The following is a 16924-nucleotide window of genomic DNA, read 5'->3' as shown; positions in this document are numbered from 1 at the left end:
CAATATCGTTTTAGTGGCAAACAGAAGATGCTGGCGTTAGGGGTTTATCCAATGGTTTCATTGGCAGAGGCTCGTAAGAGGCGCGATGCCGCGAAGAAACTGGTATCTGATGGTATCGATCCCTCTCAAAAGAAAAAAGAGGACAAGATTGAAGAAAGCGGAGCACTAACCTTTGAGGCTGTAGCAAGAGATTGGCATGCATCCTGTAGCAAAAAATGGTCGGAGTCCCATAGTGAGCGGGTGCTTAAAAGCTTAGTGGATAATCTTTTCTCTGCGTTAGGTCAGCGGAAAATTTCGGAGCTGAAGACAAGAGATTTACTCGCCCCGATAAAGGTAGTTGAGGCGAGCGGACGATATGAAGTTGCCTCTCGTCTTCAACAACGTACAACTGCTATCATGCGTTTCGCGGTACAAAATGGTCTGCTTGATTATAACCCGGCTCAAGACATGGCTGGTGCGGTAGCCGTGGCTAAACGAGTGCATCGTCCAGCTCTGGATTTCGAACGCTTCTCCGAATTGCTCGATCGTATCGAATGCTTTAAAGGTCGAAAGTTGACTAAATTGGCAGTGAAACTAACACTGCTGGTATTCATACGTTCAAGTGAACTGCGTTTTGCAAGATGGGAAGAAATCGATTTTAAAAATGCGCTTTGGACGATACCTGCAGAACGAGAACCTCTAAAGGGTATAAAGTACTCACATCGTGGTTCTAAAATGCGTAGCCCTCATTTTGTACCTCTAAGCCGTCAGGCACTGAAAATATTAGAAGAGATAAAACAAATCAGTGGGGATTACGAGTTGGTCTTCATTGGTGATCACCAGCCGGATAGGCCGATGAGTGAGAACACTGTTAACAAGGCTCTGCGCTCAATGGGCTACGACACTAAAACGGATGTTTGTGGACACGGGTTTAGGGCGATGGCCTGTAGTGCGTTAGTCGAATCAGGTTTATGGTCAAGGGATGCTGTTGAGCGACAAATGAGCCATCAGGAGCATAACAACGTCCGCGCTGCTTACATCTATCTTGCGGAGCATGTTGATGAACGGAGGCTCATGCTTCTGTGGTGGGCTGATTATCTTGATATCAATCTTAACGATATGGTCAGGCCGTTTGAGTTTGCAAGCAGGTGATAATTCACCTGATGTAAATGAATAGGTCATGCTAGTTTTAACTGTAACTTTTTGATTTAAAGAATTATACTGCCTTAATACATAAGGAGGTTGTGATGTCAGAGGCAGTGTTTTTCGTCGAGAATGCTGAAGAGTTGGCAAAACAGAAAATGGATAATATTAATCCTGAAATTTCTGAAAAATTCCAGCTTTTAATTAAATTTCTTTCAAGATTTCCTGAAAGTTGTTCAAATCCGCGCTCGAAACAAGTTAGAAAAAACTTTGGTAAAGCAGAACATATAGAATATTTAGCTCAAAATTTCAATGAAAGTCGGCTTCCGAAAAAGCCAACGCCACCTACTACTATCCCTGATGAGGTTGTCAGTTTAGTCCTTAATGTAAGCTTTGATATACCGCAAGAAAATCTCAATAGAATTAAAGAAGAACATCGACTCTCTATGGCTTCTGAAAACATTGTTGGAGATCTTCTGGAAAGATATCTTGCTGAAAAATTAGAGCCATGTGGATGGATATGGTGTTCAGGAACAAGTGTAAAAGCAGTAGATTTTATTCATTATGACAATGAAAAAGATGAGTGGGGTCTTCTACAAGTAAAAAATAGAGATAATACTGAGAACTCTTCAAGTAGCAAAATTCGCGACAATACGCCAATTAAAAAATGGTTTAGAACATTCTCACAAAGAGATGCTACAAATTGGGAAAATTTCCCTGACGAAGTTTCATCCAAAGACCTCAATGAAGATGATTTTAGAGCTTTTGTTGAAAGCTACTTACGAAAAATCAAATAACAATGGAAGGGGGATTCCCCTTCCTAATAATTTAGACCAACTCTCCAAATATATCCAAGTCAGAAGTGTTTTTATATCGAGAGTAACGAAAATTTGGGAATGACTCGATTTTCCTTCCATTCATATGATCTAAAATGTTTTTTCCAACAGCTAACCCTAAACCAATGGGCACAGCATTACCCAATTGTCTGTATTTATCCAGAAGTTTACCTTTGATAACCCATTCTTCAGGAAATTGTTGGATCACTTTATATTCTTGAACTGATAATGGTCTCAATTCATCTGGATGAGCAAGGTCAGTAGCTGGCATCGCTGGGTGCGTCACTAATGTGGGTGATGGACGATCCCATGCAACTCGTCGTAAGAAACCTGTTTTACCTCCGCCAAGAAAGAACGATTTACCTAATGCTTCCTTTTGCAAATCCTCAGGTAAATGTTTCCAATATTGACCTTCTTTTAAAAGTCTGTAATATTTTAATCTTTTCTCTGGGAATAGCACATGCTCATGCGTGATATTTTTTAAATTAGTTATGGTTTCACGCAACGTTATCCATTTTGGAAGGCCATATTCACCTTTTTCACTATGTGTTGGTTGTAGAAAGGGAACTCTACTGCCGTCCCGCGAACATATTATTATTACCCTTTCTCTAATTTGAGGAACGCCGAAATTAGCAGAGTTATATAAGTTAAAAGAAACAGAGTATCCTGCACTTTTTATTATTCTGATAATATAATGAAGTACTCCACCAGGCTGTTCTTCAGATTTTAAAGGTGGCAAACCTTCACCACGTTCATTGTGCGGCCTATGCTTCATTGGCGCAGATAATAACCCTCTAACATTCTCGATTACAATATACTTAGGTCTGATATCCAAGGCGACATCTAAATATTTAATGAAAACGTTCCCTCTCTCATCTTCTAGACCTAAACGTTTTCCCGCTGTTGAGAACGCTTGACACGGTGGGCCGCCCATAATCAAATCAATTTCATTACCAGAAGAAACTCCAGCTAATTTTAAAATATCCTCTGTTGTGTAATCACGAATATCTCCGATAAGGGCCATGTTGGGTCTATTAGATAAAATAGTATCTCTTGCGGCTTTATCTATTTCACTCGCTAGTAGGGTTTCAAACCCTGCTTGTTCTATACCAAGGTCTAGCCCCATAGCCCCACTGAAAAAACTTAACGCTTTTGGTTTGTTTTTTGGCTCAGAGGCCAACATGCTGTAGCTATTTTGAGCATCGCTTAGGCTATTAACAAGCATCAACTTTTCAACACTTGAACTTTTTATTAACCAAGTTCTACCGGATTGATATGCATCAATGCTTCCCTGCTTGCACATAGTTCTTACACGTTGAGGAGTTAGCTCAAGCAACTGTGCTGCTTCTGTTACGGTAATGATGTCATTCATTATCATGCATTCTTTTTGTTTCCAATTGGAAACAAAATTATGTACCAAGTGCGTTTTGTAGTCAATAAAATTATTACAACGATTTGAATAACGGCTGAATAATACCAACCTGCCGCGCCTGATGACCTTCCCCCTGTAAACAGTGCCAGTCTAAACTGAAGTTTCCGGTCTTTCTTCCATCTCACAGAGAAGCGCATTGTCATGAAAAAGACCCGTTATACCGAAGAACAGATTGCATTTGCCCTGAAACAGGCTGAAACCGGCACCCGCGTCGGGGAAGTCTGCAGAGAGATGGGAATTTCTGAGGCCACATTTTACAACTGGAAGAAAAAATTTGCCGGGCCGGGCGTGACCGAACTGCGGCGTCTGCGGCAACTGGAGGATGAGGATCAGCGGCTGAAGAAGCTGGTCGCTGAGCTGAGTCTGGTCAAGGAGATGCTGCAGGAGGTACTGAAGCAAAAGTTCTGAGGCCGGCTCAGAAGCGCCAGGCGGTGACATTTTTGCTGGAGGCTTACCGTATCAGCGTCCGGCGGGGATGCGGGTTGCTGATGCAGAGCAGAACCGTTTACCACTGGCAGAGCCGGCGTGACGATCGGGCGATAACCCTGCGTATCCGGGAAATAGCGGAAACCCGGATACGCTACGGTTGCCCGCGTATTCATATTCAGTTGCGCCGGGAGGGATGGCCTGTTAACCACAAGAAAACCCACCGGATTTATTGTCCGGAAGGCCTGAACCTGCGCAGAAAACGCCCCCGCAGACATGTCAGTGCAGCACGCCGTCAGCAGCACCCGGTCCTGACGCATGTCGATCAGTGCTGGAGTATGGATTTTGTATCAGATAATCTGTTTAACGGGCGGCGTTTTCGGGCGCTGACTGTAGTGGATAATTTTAGTCGGGAATGCCTGGCGATCCATGCCGGAAAATCGTTAAAAGGCGAGGATGTGGTCAGAATAATGGAGGTACTGCGGGTGCCGGATAAGCGGCTGCCGGTACGTATCCAGACGAATAACGGTAGCGAGTTTATCTCAAAAAGTCTGGATAAATGGGCGTATGAACACGGCGTCACAATGGATTTCTCGCGCCCCGGAAAGCCGACAGATAACCCGTTTATTGAATCATTTAACGGCAGTCTGCGGGATGAATGCCTGAACATTCACTGGTTCCTGTCACTGGAAGATGCGCAGGAAAAACTCGACAACTGGCGCAGGGAATACAATCATGAGAGAACGCATTCATCATTAAATGACATGACTCCGGCTGAATTTATCCGAAGTCTCCGGAAAGACGAAGGTCTCTGATTTAGCACTGTACTGAATTTGGGCCAGGGTCAATTTGGCCGGGATCTCAAAAAAAGCATGGAACTAAAACGGGTCTATTTACAGCGACTCATAAACATAAATTTAAAAACTTATATATCTGGCCAGATAGACTTTTTTATAACAGCTTTATAAATTAAACAAATCTGCCATAGAGACAGATTTGTTTAATTTATAATTAGAGGTTTGCAACGTTATGATATACTTTTTGCACATCATCATCATCTTCAAGGGCATCAACAAGTCCTTCAAAGATTTCTAAATCTTCTGGTGAAAGTTCAACTTCTGATTGAGCAATCATTTCTAATTCTGTTGTTGAAAATTCAGTAATTCCAGCTGCTTTTAGCGCTGCAATTCCTTTGTGCAGGTCTGTAGCTTCAGTATAAATAACGATGTTTCCTTCTTCTTCGGTTACATCACGAACATCAACTTCAGCATCAAGCAAAATTTCAAAAATATGGTCAGGGTCTGTTCCTTTAAATACGATCACTCCAGTATTGTCAAACATATAGCTGACAGCACCTGCCGCTCCGATATTCCCGCCTTTTTTATTAAAAATTGTGCGAATATTAGCAATCGTACGGTTAACATTAGACGTCAACGTTTCAGCGATAACCATTGAACCATTGGGTCCAAAGCCTTCATAACGTCCTTGCACGAACGTTTCATCTCCGCCACCTTTGGCTTTATCAATGGCTTTATCAATAACATGTTTTGGAACCTGTGCTTGTTTCGCACGTTCAATAACGAATTTTAAAGCTGAGTTTGATTCCGGGTCTGGTTCACCTTGTTTAGCCGCAGCATAGATTTCTACACCAAATTTTGCATATACTTTAGACGTTGCACCGTCTTTAGCTGTTTTTTTAGCAACAATATTTGCCCATTTACGTCCCACTGGAAACATCTCCTCAAAAAATTATTTACATTAATGGCAGATTAATAACCTGCATGTTTTTCTGCCGTATTATATCATAATATATAAATTCTCGTCTATGAGAAATAAAAACATCCAGCTTTTACGGGGGATTACTTTGATTTTAACAATGGCTAATATGGTGGGTAAGTCATTTTTTAATTTTCTTCTGGTTCTTTTTTTATTTTTAATAATTGAATCGCAGCAATAACGTCTTATTGATGGTGGTTTCGTTCATCAGATGAGGTGGAACGCTTGCACGTCTTGCGACATATTGTGGCAGAAACTTAATGGCGAAATTAAGGCGATATATTCCCGCCTTGAGCCGCGTTAATTTGTTGCATACTTTTAAATGGAGGTATACCTCTTGTAGGCTATACCTCCTGCTTCACGTTATCGCGCGATTAACGCAAATACGCCCCAGCCAAAGTATTCTCGCGTCCAGGTGACGTGACGTTTGGGGGCTACCGTCAGTTCTGTTCGAACCTCTTGCGCAAACTCATCGTTAGGGTTTTCCTCCAGCCAGCGGCGCATGGTCATCCACTTCGCGGCTTCATATCTGTCCCAGCCTTGCGGGTCCGCCAGCACCATTTCCACTACGTCATAGCCGAGTTGGTCGAAAAAGGCGACCAACTCGGGCAGGGGACGAAAATCGGCGACGGATGAGACGCCACAGGCGTGGGCGATCTCTTCCGTTGCGGGGATCCGACGCCAGTACGGTTCACCGATGAGAATGAGCCCGCCAGGTTTGAGGCTTTTGGCCAGCAGATCTATTGTCCCCGCGACACCGCCCGCAATCCAGGTGGCGCCTACGCAGGCCGCCACGTCATATTTTTCCTCGTCGATATAACCGGCCGCGTCGTTATGAATAAAATGTACGTATTCACTGACGCCGAGCTCTTCTGCACGTTGTTCTGCCTGTGTGGTGAAAAGCGGGCTTATATCAATGCCAGTACCTGTAACACCGTAATCGTGAGCCCAGGTGCAGAGCATCTCACCCGAACCGCTACCGAGATCGAGAATCCGCGTGCCTGGCTTCATGCGTAACGCATGGCCCAGCGTGGCGTACTTTTCCGCTGTAAACGGATTATGGATACGGTGTTCGCTTTCGCTAATGGTAAAAATACGTGGGATATCCATTGGGTTATTCCTTTTACTGAGGGCAATACCCTCAGAAGTGGATGCTTTTTCAGCCAGCAGCGCAAACAGCTTGCCTGCAAAAGTCTCGCCGACCGGCCAGGTGTGACTGTCCGGACGCTGCAACACAGTGAAGCCAGCATCACCAAGCAGGCTGATATATTCATCATCGCGCCAGGCCTTCATTTGACTGCCGAAACGGGTGGTACAGCCGTTTTCCGCTATCGCCCAGAACTGCGTTGAGCTGGTTTGGGCCTCTTCATCCCAGGCATTTTCCGTTAACAGCAGATGAGGCACGGCAAGAAACAGGCCGTGCGGACAACGCTGCCAGCCTGGCTGCGCCATGCCCTGGCGTTTAACTTCATCGAAGGTATGCACTTCAACAAGCAGTTTGCCGTCCGGTTTCAACCACTGCGCGCAATGACTGATGAGGCTTTGCGCATCCGCAGCGCTAAAGACATTCAGTTCCCCAAACGTCATCATAATGAAATCAAAAGGTTCCGTGGGGTGGTATGTACGAATATCCTGCTGAATGTAGTCAATATTCAGGTTTGCGGCTTGCGCCTGCTGGCGAGCCCATGTGATGGATGCCGGAGAGAAATCTACGCCTGTGCAGTGAAACCCACGCTCCGCTAACAGGCGGGTATAAAAACCGGGTCCACAGCCGAGATCCAGAATGCGGGCGCCACCGGGTAACTGACGGGTAATCCATGTTACCTGTTGCTCAATCACGGTTAGCCGGCGGCTGGCCCAGTCGTGGTCCTGCGACAGATGATTTTCCAGCATGCGTTGGCTGAAGGCTGGCTCGTCCCAGGGGATTTTGCCTTCATCGGGTAATAGCCGAATGCGATGCGTTGCAAAAATAACGGCGCTGATATCCATCATCATCTCCTTAGCGATTATCAGGCTGGGCGCGAACGTTGTTCAGCCCGGTTGTATTAATGCGGTAGGGCTGACCGTTAACGGATTTGATCAGCTTTTTGGTTTTGAGTTTTTTGAATACAGCGAGCGTGCAATCGGCGAGCAACAGCCCTTCGCGGCTATAGCACTCAACGGCGGTGACGCGGCCTGACGCATCGCGGATGTGCGTAATGCGTCCGCCTTTGGCGAGAACGTGTAAGGTACGTTGTTCCTGACGGGATAAATTCATGCTGAAGAACCTGTGTAATCATCATAGGCAAAACGTGCAAACACACTGCGGTGTCCGCATTCGATTTCGGCGCATTGATAATCAGTCCGGCCTGAAAAGGTCGGGGAACTGATTATCAGATGATGATATTCTCCAGCATCAAAGCCTCGGGTTGAGTTGAAAGGTATTTACGTCGTGAATGATAACACCTGATTTCTGTAAGTGAATTACCGGGAGTGAAAAGTGTGATCTCAAAGGGAGGATCATGCGTTTAGTAAGTCAGTTGAATAGATCCCACAATTACCATAATGAATATTGATTAAACTCATATACCCGATAATGGCCGCTTTGATAGTCTCGACGTATCTTTTTAGCCATTGACAGGGTTGTTGCGTTGGAAATCTTTTTTTAACCCACTGAAAAATATCACTTAAATATTTTTCATACATAAACATTTATGGTCCGCTGAGTTCGGATCCGGTTTTGTATGGGTTAAAAAAGGTACGTTATGAAAGTCATATGGACTGTCACTCCTGTGGGGTATCAGCGCATAGCGAAACGTTGCCCTTCATGCAGCGTAAAACGGGACTTCACGCCTTCTGGGGCATTTCGGGTTAATTCGCAAAAGAAGGTACTCGATGTCTGGAGTATCTATAAATGCACACACTGCGATTACACCTGGAATATCTCCCTGTTCTCGCGTCTGCCAGTCAGCAAAATTAACCGCGATCTTTATGGCCGACTGATGGCGAATGATGCTGCCACGGTGCAATATTTTGCTTATGACAACGCGATCCTGAAGCGAAACAATGCTGAATTATCGGGGCAGCCTGATTTTCACATTCAGGAACGGTGGCTGGTCAGTATCGCCTCCCACAAGCAGGTCAGTGTTAGCGTCAGGATTTCCCGTTCTTTTCAGGTCAGCCTGCTGGCGATTTTGAAGAAGCAACTCCTGTTAAGCGCAGCCGAAATCAAGAGACGGATTGAAACAGGGCAAATAAGTGGCGTCACGATGAAAATGCTTAAATCGCGAAAACTGAAGAATGCGAAATATGATTTGCAGCTCTCTGTTGAAACACTGTATGACCGGCGAAGGATTGTTCTGACCCGTCGATAAAAATAATAAGCTCACCTTACGTTTAAGTGTGCTGGTATGGCAACGACGTAACGGAATGAAAGAAGGATTAAGGGACAGGTGAGCTTTAGTTGAATAACCCTTGTCTGTGGCATTCAGTGAAGGCTGAATGCCATGGATAATCCAGATTTTCGCACCAGTGATGATCAGCAGAATGACAAAGGGCGATGGGTTACAGGGTTACAATTATCTGTAGAGTAAATAAATATTCACGCAACACCATTAAAAAATAAGAAAAAATGGCTCACTGTTGAGCTGATATTAATACCTGAACCACTTAATTAGAGTAATGTGGCGCTATTCATAGCGTAATTTTTTCTGTTGCGGTTACAGGGGGAGGAATGCACACCTTTAGACCATACTCACTAAGGCATAGCGATCTGTTATATGAAGATATTCCGTTAGAAATACGCGAGCAAATAATCTTATTGATTATTAATACGTTAGGGAATTGCTCCTCTTTTTATGATATGACATTATACTGCTATCATAATAGTCATTCTGACGAAGTTTATCGAAGAATATGTAAAACGTTGCGCAAAGAGTATGGCTTATTCACCTTATATGCGCATTCAACGTCATATCTGGATGAAATGAGTAATCTGTTATTAAAAACAGATGATAAAAGAAAGCATATTGATACCATTGAGCTTGCTTTTAACTATATAGATACTTACCTTCGGACCTATGAAGTTACGCTTGGGTTAGAACCGGATAAGGCGATTAGTGAATTAAACAATATATTTCATGAGCATAGTTTAAAATATCGCTATGAAAATGGTAGAATTGTAAGGCTGCGCAGAATAAAACGGCTTAAAAACATATGTTATTATTTGTACTCTCCTGGAGAGTATGGCTTTGTCGAATATGATCTTATGGAAGCGTATAATCGCCTGATACTTAATGATTTTGCCTGTGTCGTAAGGGAATGTCATGCAGCCTTCAGAAGCGTTATTCTCAGAATTCATGAGAGAAAAGGTATCGTATATCATGAACAAGATAGTTTAAATACACTAATGGCTAATCTGATGGCGAGAGGCGTTATATCTGCTGAATATGTACATAAATTTCATTTTTTAAGTGACGTGCTGGAGTCAGAAATATTTCTGCCGATGGCGCCAGAAAAATCGCATCATCACTACGCAATGATGCTCCGTATCTCTGAAGAGTTGGCCTGTAGTATTTATTATCTTACTGAGCGGAGTATATTCTTTCTTACCCAGCGGGCTGAAGAAGATGGTGTCGCGCCATAATAATGATCGCGCTGTCGCTCAGTCAGACTGGATCATCGTTATTTAAATTTGTTCAGACGTCGGAATTTTTTGTTCTGCCGTCTGTTTTTTTAGTGATGAGCTGTTCAGTGCAATAATAAGGGGTACAGTACGATGACTGATTTTTAAACAGCATATCATCTGTGTCGTATTTACTCATGGGTATTGGGTCAGGGAGAGAGAAGAATGAGTACTATTTTAAAGCCTTTTTTATTGGCGGTAACCCTGATGTTAATCTTAATAAGGCCTGGCTTTGCAACGGAGGATGGAGCGATAACCATGGTTAAAACCTACAGCGCTTATGACTATTTGCAGACCCGAGCGCGGTTGATGCACGCTGTCGCCGATCACGGTCTGGTGTTATTTGGGGAATTTGATCATGCCAGAGCGGCACAGAATGTTAACCTGAAAATGCCGCCGACAACGGTTCTGGTCTTTGGCAATCCTAAAGGCGGAACGCCTCTCATGCTGGCGCATCCCGAACTGGCGCTGGATTTACCGTTTCGGGTGCTCATTAGCCAGCAAGCCGATGGGCGAACGTTAGTCAGTTATCATCCCGCTGAAACGCTGCAACGTTATGGTCTTGATGCCGCAGATATACAGGCTTTGAAAAAACTGGAACAGCTCGTTGAAAAAAGTCTCCACTGAAGCGGAAAATCTGGCTTCAATCGGGCGATGTGTTTGCACGAGTGATGTCGCGAATAAATGCGGTCACATCGTCCATTACCTGATGCGATAAGGCGGCATCGAAGGTGGCGCTATCAGCATCACAGAACCCGTGCCGCGCATCGTACATTTTACACTGCACCCGGGGGCGCTTTTCCAGCGCCTGTCGCATGGCGAGGGGATCAAACGCCGGCTCATAACGCGCGATAATAACCAGTGCCGGACAGAGAGGCGCAAGATGAAGGTACTGGCGTATACGGGAACCGTAATAGCAAATGACGCCATCGCATAACCCACTGGCTGCACTTAGCCATGCGAGCGTTGCGCCGACGCTATATCCTACGACGATTAGCGTCTCGTACTGCGTTCTGAGCTCGTGGAGTAATGTGGTAACGACGGCGGGATCAAAGCCGACATTTGCTGAAAAGTGACGGTAAGCCTCCTCCTGCTGTTCATAGCGAAAGGGGGTATGGTGAGGAAACAGCGCGGGAATATAGATGTCGAATCCGCGCGTCATCCATTCATGGCCTGCGCGTTGGATATGAGCGTTAATACCATAAATTTCATGCAGAATAATCGCTGCCCGGCGATGGCGGCTCGACAAACTGGAGGCGTTGCTTCCCCCGGATACGCCTGGGGCGAAAAACACGGTGTCTTTTATCATAACGCGTTCTTGATACAAAGAGAGCGGCTGGATTTTCGCCGATCACGCTATGTCAGAGGCATTGTTCCTGTCAATGTACAGACACATTTTATGGCCTGATTTTTGGTTGATAAATTTTATATTGGTAAACCAATATGCTGTTCATATTCAGGCATCAGGGCTAAAGGTGGAACATCAGTCGTGTATTGTCTATTGCCTTTCCTTTCATCTGGCCTCACTAGCGAAACGGGGCGCATTATTATTTTGTTGGTTGACCAGTTTCGCGTTTTTGGTGTGCTACGCGTGCTATCCCTCTTTACAAATGCTATAGTCTGATACCGGGAAATCGCATCGGACGGGCACGACCAATATGAAATCAAACACTTCTCAGCAAAGACCTTACCAGGAAGTGGGCGCAATGATACGGGATCTGATTGTTCAGACGCCGTACCGCCCCGGGGAGCGCTTGCCGCCGGAAAGAGAGATCGCTGAGAGGCTCAATGTGACGCGTACCGTCGTGCGTGAAGCGCTGATCATGCTGGAAATTAAAGGTCTGGTTGAAGTCCGCCGCGGCGCCGGGATCTACGTGCTCGACAGCGCGGATAATAACGAGATGGAAGGCGCTGACGTCAATCACTGTAATGACGCCGGGCCGTTTGAACTGTTACAGGCGCGTCAGTTGCTGGAAAGCAATATCGCTGAATTTGCCGCTCTGCAGGCCACCCGCGAGGACATCATTAAAATGCGCCAGGCGTTACAACTGGAAGAGCGAGAGCTCGCCTCCAGCGCGCCGGGCGGCTCAGAAAGCGGCGATATGCAGTTTCATCTGGCCATTGCCGAAGCGACCCATAACAGTATGTTGGTAGAGCTCTTCCGTCAGTCCTGGCAATGGCGTGAAAATAATCCGATGTGGCTCCAGCTTCATAGCCATCTGGGCGATACGCTTTACCGTAAGGAGTGGCTGGTCGATCATAAGCAGATCCTCGCGGCGTTAATTAAGAAAGACGCCCGCGCAGCGAAGCTGGCGATGTGGCAGCACCTGGAAAACGTGAAGCAGCGTCTGCTGGAGTTTTCCAATGTTGATGACATCTACTTTGATGGCTATCTGTTTGAGTCATGGCCGCTGGACAACGTTGATGCCTGATTATACCTGGAATAGCGTGGGCAGACCCAGTCCACGTTTCACTTCCTGTAGCGTCTTTTGAGTGACCTCATGCGCCCGCTCGCTACCTTTTTTCAGCAATTCCATTAGCATTCCCTTATCTGCAATAAAGGTTGCCCGTCGTTCGCGTATGGGCGCGATCAGTTCTTGCAGGCAGGTCTCCAGCTCATTTTTACAGACACGATCGCCTAATCCGCCTTGTTGATAATGTGCTTTCATCGCCGCGACTTTGGCTTTATCCGGATGGAACGCATCCAGCCACGTAAAGACGACGTTACCTTCTATTTTTCCCGGATCGCTAATTTTTAAATGATTGGGATCGGTGTACATCGCGCTGACCGCACGGTGGATGGTCTCTTCGCTGGCGGAAAGAAGCAGGGTATTGCCGAGCGATTTCGACATCTTGGCGCTGCCGTCAATGCCGGGCAGACGGCCCGTATCGCTCAGGAGCGCCTGACAGGGTCGCAATACCGGCGAGGAGAAAAGACTATTCATCTTATGAACGATCTCATTCGTTTGCTCAATCATGGGCAATTGGTCGTCGCCAACCGGTATCATTTCGGCCTTAAAGGCGGTGATATCTGCCGCCTGGCTAATGGGATACGCCATGAACCCGACCGGCAGGGAACGGGTAAAGCCTTTTTGGGCAATCTCATTTTTTACCGTAGGATTACGCTCCACTCGGGCGACGGTAACAATATTCATATACAGCACCGTTAATTCGGCGAGGGCGGGTAACGCGGATTGCAGGCAGATCGTCGTTAGCGCGGGATCGATGCCGACGGCCAGATAGTCAGCTAACACTTGCGGAATATTATCGCGGATTTTTTGCGGATTACTGCCGTTATCGGTGAGTCCCTGCAGATCGGCAATCAGGACATACTGTTGGTGATCCTGCTGTAGCGCGACGCGCTGGCGCAGTGAACCGACATAATGGCCGAGGTGCAGCGAGCCGGTAGGGCGATCGCCAGTCAGAATGATGGGAAGGGTGTTCATTAAGGACTCCTTTATGCTTACTGTAAAGCCGAAAGACGTCCCGAAACACAGTAGCCGCCTTTCGGCGGCTACTTAAAGAGGGATAGTGATCCGTGCCGCCTTCAGGAAGGCAGCCACCAGCGGAGATGACGTTGCGTAGCGTTGGATCGTTTCGTGTTCATGTGATCTAACGTATCACGACTAAACGTAAGGGTAAAGCGGCTGGCGTGTCGTCCGGGCATAAAGTCATATCGCCTGAACAGAGAACATGTTACTGACTTTGAAACGCGATTTTATAATTTGCTGCCCAAAAATACGTGGCGCTGAAAGGCGCATTTTTGATGCAAATCATTTATTACTGTGATAACACTGTGCGCGATAAAAACATTAAATATATTCACATAGTAAATATGTTCTATTGGAATGGTTGTTTTCGATATGACAAAAGTCTAAAAACCCATTGATGTGAAAAGGAATAAGAATTGTCTATATTCCGATTCTGTGGAATTAAGTAATTTCTCGGATAAAAATAAGAAATGATATTGATATTTCTTTTTTGATATGGTTCTTATAGCGGCTATGGTTATTCAGGAAACGATGCTTGAATGCCAGGCGTAATAGATTTCAGGTCAGTAGCGCTATTGTAAAATGGATTGTTGATGGCAGAAGGTATTTAGCAAGAATCCAGTTATAGCAGATTGTCGGTATTTAATCTGGTATACAGAGACACCAACGAAATGGCTGGAAAATGGAACGTTCTTTCATTATTAGCGTTCTGTCCTTGTCAGCCTGCTTTGCCGCATGATAATCACGGAGGGGGGATGGACGCCATCTATTTAAAACTGGACGGTATTGAAGGCGAAAGCCGGATCAAAGGTTTTGAAAACCAAATAAAACTTATTGCTTACAACCACAACCCGACGAAACGGGAGTCCGACGAAGTGAGAGGGACATATATTGGAGGATTGACGCTGACAAAGCCTGTCGATCTTGCTACGCCTGGCCTCTATGAGCACTATTGTAACGGGAAAACGGTGAAAGAAGGCGTGCTGACATTATGCCGTAGTGATAAGGGCGCAATGCTGCCATTTATTATTTATACGCTCACCAATGTGCGAATTTCACGCATGAGCAATCATGGCGACGCCGAAGGCAGCGCCACGGAGACCGTGGATTTGGTTTATAGCCATATTCGCTGGGATATTCCCGCATTAGCGTCGAAAAGCAAAACACGGCGGCCCCTTCACCGACAGGCGCTGTGGCGATGAGGACAAAACAAGTTTGCGGACTCGCAGTGGGCAATGCGGTATAGCGAAATGGCATTTAGCGGCTTGCGAAGGTCGATGAGCGCACATGTAACCAATCGATTGCCTGAAAAGGCGATAACGCGTGGCCATTACACCCGTTATGATTTTTACGCATAGCCGCTAATAAAACGGCATTTTTTATATACACATCAAGTTGATAGTGTGTTTCTGACCTTGACGTAAATAAGCGGGAAAAGCGATGAAACACACCATTGGGATACTGGGGGGGATGGGACCTGCGGCAACGGCGGATATGTTGGAAAAATTTGTTGAATTACGACATGCCAGTTGTGATCAACAACATATCCCGCTCATTGTCAGCTCTATTCCTGATATTCCCGATCGTACAGCATGTCTGTTATCCGGCGGGCCTTCGCCATACCGTTATCTGGAGCGTTATCTGCATATGCTGGAAGACGCCGGGGCGGAGTGTATCGTTATCCCATGCAACACTGCGCATTATTGGTTTGATGATTTACAGAACGTCGCGAAAGCGCGAATGATCAGCATTCTGGACGCTACCCTGGGGGATATTCCGCCATCGGCGCGGCACGTTGGTCTGCTGGCGACCAATGCGACGCTGGCGACCGGGTTATATCAAAAGAAAGCTCTGGCGCGGGGGCTGACGTTAATTCAGCCAGAAGACGCGGGGCAGGCGTTGGTAATGCAGGCTATTTATGCGCTTAAACGTGGCGATAAAACTGCGGCGCAAGCGCTACTGCTGCCGCAAATCGATAGCCTTATTGCCCGTGGCGCGCAGGCAATTATTATGGGGTGTACCGAAATTCCGCTTATTGTGGCCGGACATGAACGCGCGATAGCGTGCCCGATGATTGATTCCACAGCGTCGCTGGTGCGCGCGGCGATTCGTTGGTATGAGTCCTGGCCAGACACCCGCGCCTCTTTGACCGGGGAACAACGCCTTACCGCCTGAGGTGTTTACAGCGCGGCCTGAAGCCCACGCAGGTCGCGCCAAAATGTTTCGGCTACCTGACTCATGCGGGTATTCATGCGATAAGCATAAGCCTGAATCGGGATAACCAGTTCGTCGGCATCAAGCACTATCAGGCGTCCGTCGGTAATCTCCTGACGGATAGCATACTCGGGCAACCAGGCGATTCCGCAGCCGTCCATCGCAACCTGTTTTAACAATTCACTCATCGAAGAGACGAAAAATGTACTGAAACTCAGTTCAGCATGGCGAGTCAGGGTACGATTTATCAGCCGGCCCATATAGGAGTTCTGACTGTAATTAAGCAGGGGAAAGTGCGGCTGCTCAAGCGTATAGCGCGGCTCGCCCCGGCCATTGTTGGCGCAAACCGGAAACAGTCTCGACTCAAACAGGCGGATATTATCAAACGGTGCTTGTTGCAGGTTTTCATCGTGATAAGAAAAGATAAAATCGCTTTGCCCCTCACGTAACATATCCACCGCCTGGTCGACATCTATCGCCTCAACGGCGTAGGTAAACTGCGTCGGCATCTGCTTAACGATGGTCGGCAACAGGCCGAGGGAGAGCGAGTGGGCGGCGGCAATCTTGATTTTACGCAGCGTATAATCGCTGCCGCCGCGCAGTTCGGTTAGATTACTTTCCAGCTGCTGTAACAGGTGGCGAACCTGGGAGTGAAAGATTTTACCCTGTTCGGAAAGCTGTAGCGGCGAGACCTGTCGGTTAAACAGTTCAACGCCCACGGCATGTTCCAGGGCGCGAATCCGCCGGCTAAAAGCGGGTTGCGATACGTTGCGGATAATGGCGGCCTGAGAGAAATTGCGGCACTTTTCCAGCGTCAGAAAATCATATAGCCATTTTGTCTCAATATTGTGCAAACCTGCTCCAGTTACATCCATTTACCGTTATCCTGTCAGCCGCCCGAAGGGGCATTCTACGTCCATTCGGGCGGCTGACAACCGCTTATCCCGTCCTCTTTCAGAATGCC

16 protein-coding genes are annotated in these 16924 nt (G+C 46.5%); 9 read left to right on the top strand and 7 right to left on the bottom strand.

Annotated elements, in window-relative coordinates; genetic code table 11:
• Both ACLD4F_RS13630 and ACLD4F_RS13625 read left to right on the top strand, forming a co-directional pair.
• Positions 1-1131: tyrosine-type recombinase/integrase (locus ACLD4F_RS13630; protein ID WP_411010891.1), on the top strand; the 1131-nt coding region annotated here is incomplete at its 5' end.
• 95 nt (positions 1132-1226) lie between these two features.
• A complete protein-coding gene (locus tag ACLD4F_RS13625; RefSeq protein WP_411010890.1) occupies positions 1227-1919 on the top strand; it encodes a SinI family restriction endonuclease in 693 nt (230 codons plus the stop codon).
• Between the two features lie 31 nt (positions 1920-1950).
• Here ACLD4F_RS13625 and ACLD4F_RS13620 read toward each other — a convergent pair whose 3' ends face one another.
• Entirely contained in the window at positions 1951-3330 is a 1380-nt protein-coding gene (locus ACLD4F_RS13620; RefSeq protein ID WP_001581717.1) for a DNA cytosine methyltransferase, read from the bottom strand.
• 201 nt (positions 3331-3531) lie between these two features.
• Here ACLD4F_RS13620 and ACLD4F_RS13615 point away from each other — a divergent pair.
• Positions 3532-4631 (top strand): IS3 family transposase gene (locus ACLD4F_RS13615; protein WP_350427308.1). Its coding sequence is split into 2 segments (ribosomal slippage): positions 3532-3787 and positions 3787-4631, totalling 1101 coding nucleotides; the frame shifts between segments, so codons are not numbered across the junction.
• 196 nt (positions 4632-4827) lie between these two features.
• Here ACLD4F_RS13615 and ACLD4F_RS13610 read toward each other — a convergent pair.
• From ACLD4F_RS13610 to ACLD4F_RS13600, 3 genes are all read right to left on the bottom strand, one after another.
• Positions 4828-5544: a YebC/PmpR family DNA-binding transcriptional regulator gene (locus ACLD4F_RS13610; protein WP_000532939.1), complete on the bottom strand. Its 717-nt coding sequence runs from the start codon at positions 5542-5544 to the stop codon at positions 4828-4830.
• A gap of 411 nt (positions 5545-5955) precedes the next feature.
• Positions 5956-7587, bottom strand: coding sequence for a class I SAM-dependent methyltransferase (locus tag ACLD4F_RS13605; protein ID WP_079944404.1), 1632 nt, complete (start codon positions 7585-7587; stop codon positions 5956-5958).
• 4 nt (positions 7588-7591) lie between these two features.
• A complete protein-coding gene (locus tag ACLD4F_RS13600) occupies positions 7592-7849 on the bottom strand; it encodes a YjhX family toxin (protein WP_001054380.1) in 258 nt (85 codons plus the stop codon).
• A gap of 487 nt (positions 7850-8336) precedes the next feature.
• On the opposite strand from ACLD4F_RS13600, the gene ACLD4F_RS13595 reads away from it, so the two are divergent.
• From ACLD4F_RS13595 to ACLD4F_RS13585, 3 genes are all read left to right on the top strand, one after another.
• Positions 8337-8945: a DUF1062 domain-containing protein gene (locus ACLD4F_RS13595; RefSeq protein WP_023209285.1), complete on the top strand. Its 609-nt coding sequence runs from the start codon at positions 8337-8339 to the stop codon at positions 8943-8945.
• A 359-nt stretch (positions 8946-9304) separates the two neighbouring features.
• On the top strand, positions 9305-10216 hold the full coding sequence (locus ACLD4F_RS13590; RefSeq protein ID WP_079944405.1) for an STM4504/CBY_0614 family protein: 912 nt from the start codon (positions 9305-9307) through the stop codon (positions 10214-10216).
• Positions 10217-10420: 204 nt separating this feature from the next.
• The gene (locus ACLD4F_RS13585; RefSeq protein ID WP_001654330.1) at positions 10421-10882 is read left to right on the top strand and encodes a DUF302 domain-containing protein; all 462 of its coding nucleotides are present in this window, start codon (positions 10421-10423) and stop codon (positions 10880-10882) included.
• A 16-nt stretch (positions 10883-10898) separates the two neighbouring features.
• On the opposite strand, the gene ACLD4F_RS13580 is transcribed toward ACLD4F_RS13585, so the two are convergent.
• Entirely contained in the window at positions 10899-11564 is a 666-nt protein-coding gene (locus tag ACLD4F_RS13580; protein ID WP_079944406.1) for a dienelactone hydrolase family protein, read from the bottom strand.
• A 349-nt stretch (positions 11565-11913) separates the two neighbouring features.
• Between ACLD4F_RS13580 and uxuR the strand changes: the two genes are divergently transcribed.
• Entirely contained in the window at positions 11914-12687 is a 774-nt protein-coding gene (gene uxuR, locus ACLD4F_RS13575) for a Uxu operon transcriptional regulator (RefSeq protein ID WP_000841654.1), read from the top strand.
• Here the strand turns inward: uxuR and trpS are convergent, their stop codons facing one another.
• Complete coding sequence (trpS, locus tag ACLD4F_RS13570; protein ID WP_079944407.1) at positions 12688-13701, bottom strand: tryptophan--tRNA ligase; 1014 nt, start codon at positions 13699-13701, stop codon at positions 12688-12690.
• A gap of 716 nt (positions 13702-14417) precedes the next feature.
• Between trpS and ACLD4F_RS13565 the strand changes: the two genes are divergently transcribed.
• Together ACLD4F_RS13565 and ACLD4F_RS13560 are read left to right on the top strand one after the other, a co-directional pair.
• Complete coding sequence (locus ACLD4F_RS13565; RefSeq protein WP_411010889.1) at positions 14418-14948, top strand: Hcp family type VI secretion system effector; 531 nt, start codon at positions 14418-14420, stop codon at positions 14946-14948.
• A 238-nt stretch (positions 14949-15186) separates the two neighbouring features.
• Positions 15187-15921: an aspartate/glutamate racemase family protein gene (locus tag ACLD4F_RS13560; protein WP_076728047.1), complete on the top strand. Its 735-nt coding sequence runs from the start codon at positions 15187-15189 to the stop codon at positions 15919-15921.
• Positions 15922-15926: 5 nt separating this feature from the next.
• Here ACLD4F_RS13560 and hypT read toward each other — a convergent pair whose 3' ends face one another.
• Positions 15927-16835 (bottom strand): hypochlorite stress DNA-binding transcriptional regulator HypT, encoded by a 909-nt coding sequence (gene hypT / locus ACLD4F_RS13555; protein ID WP_000383509.1) that lies wholly within the window; start codon positions 16833-16835, stop codon positions 15927-15929.
• Positions 16836-16924: the final 89 nt, after the last annotated feature.

Source organism: Salmonella sp. 741265050_HSA (genome assembly GCF_046569445.1).
Lineage (GTDB): Bacteria > Pseudomonadota > Gammaproteobacteria > Enterobacterales > Enterobacteriaceae > Salmonella > Salmonella enterica.
Note: the sequence above shows the minus strand (reverse complement) of the source record. Positions and strands in the feature narration are given on the sequence as shown.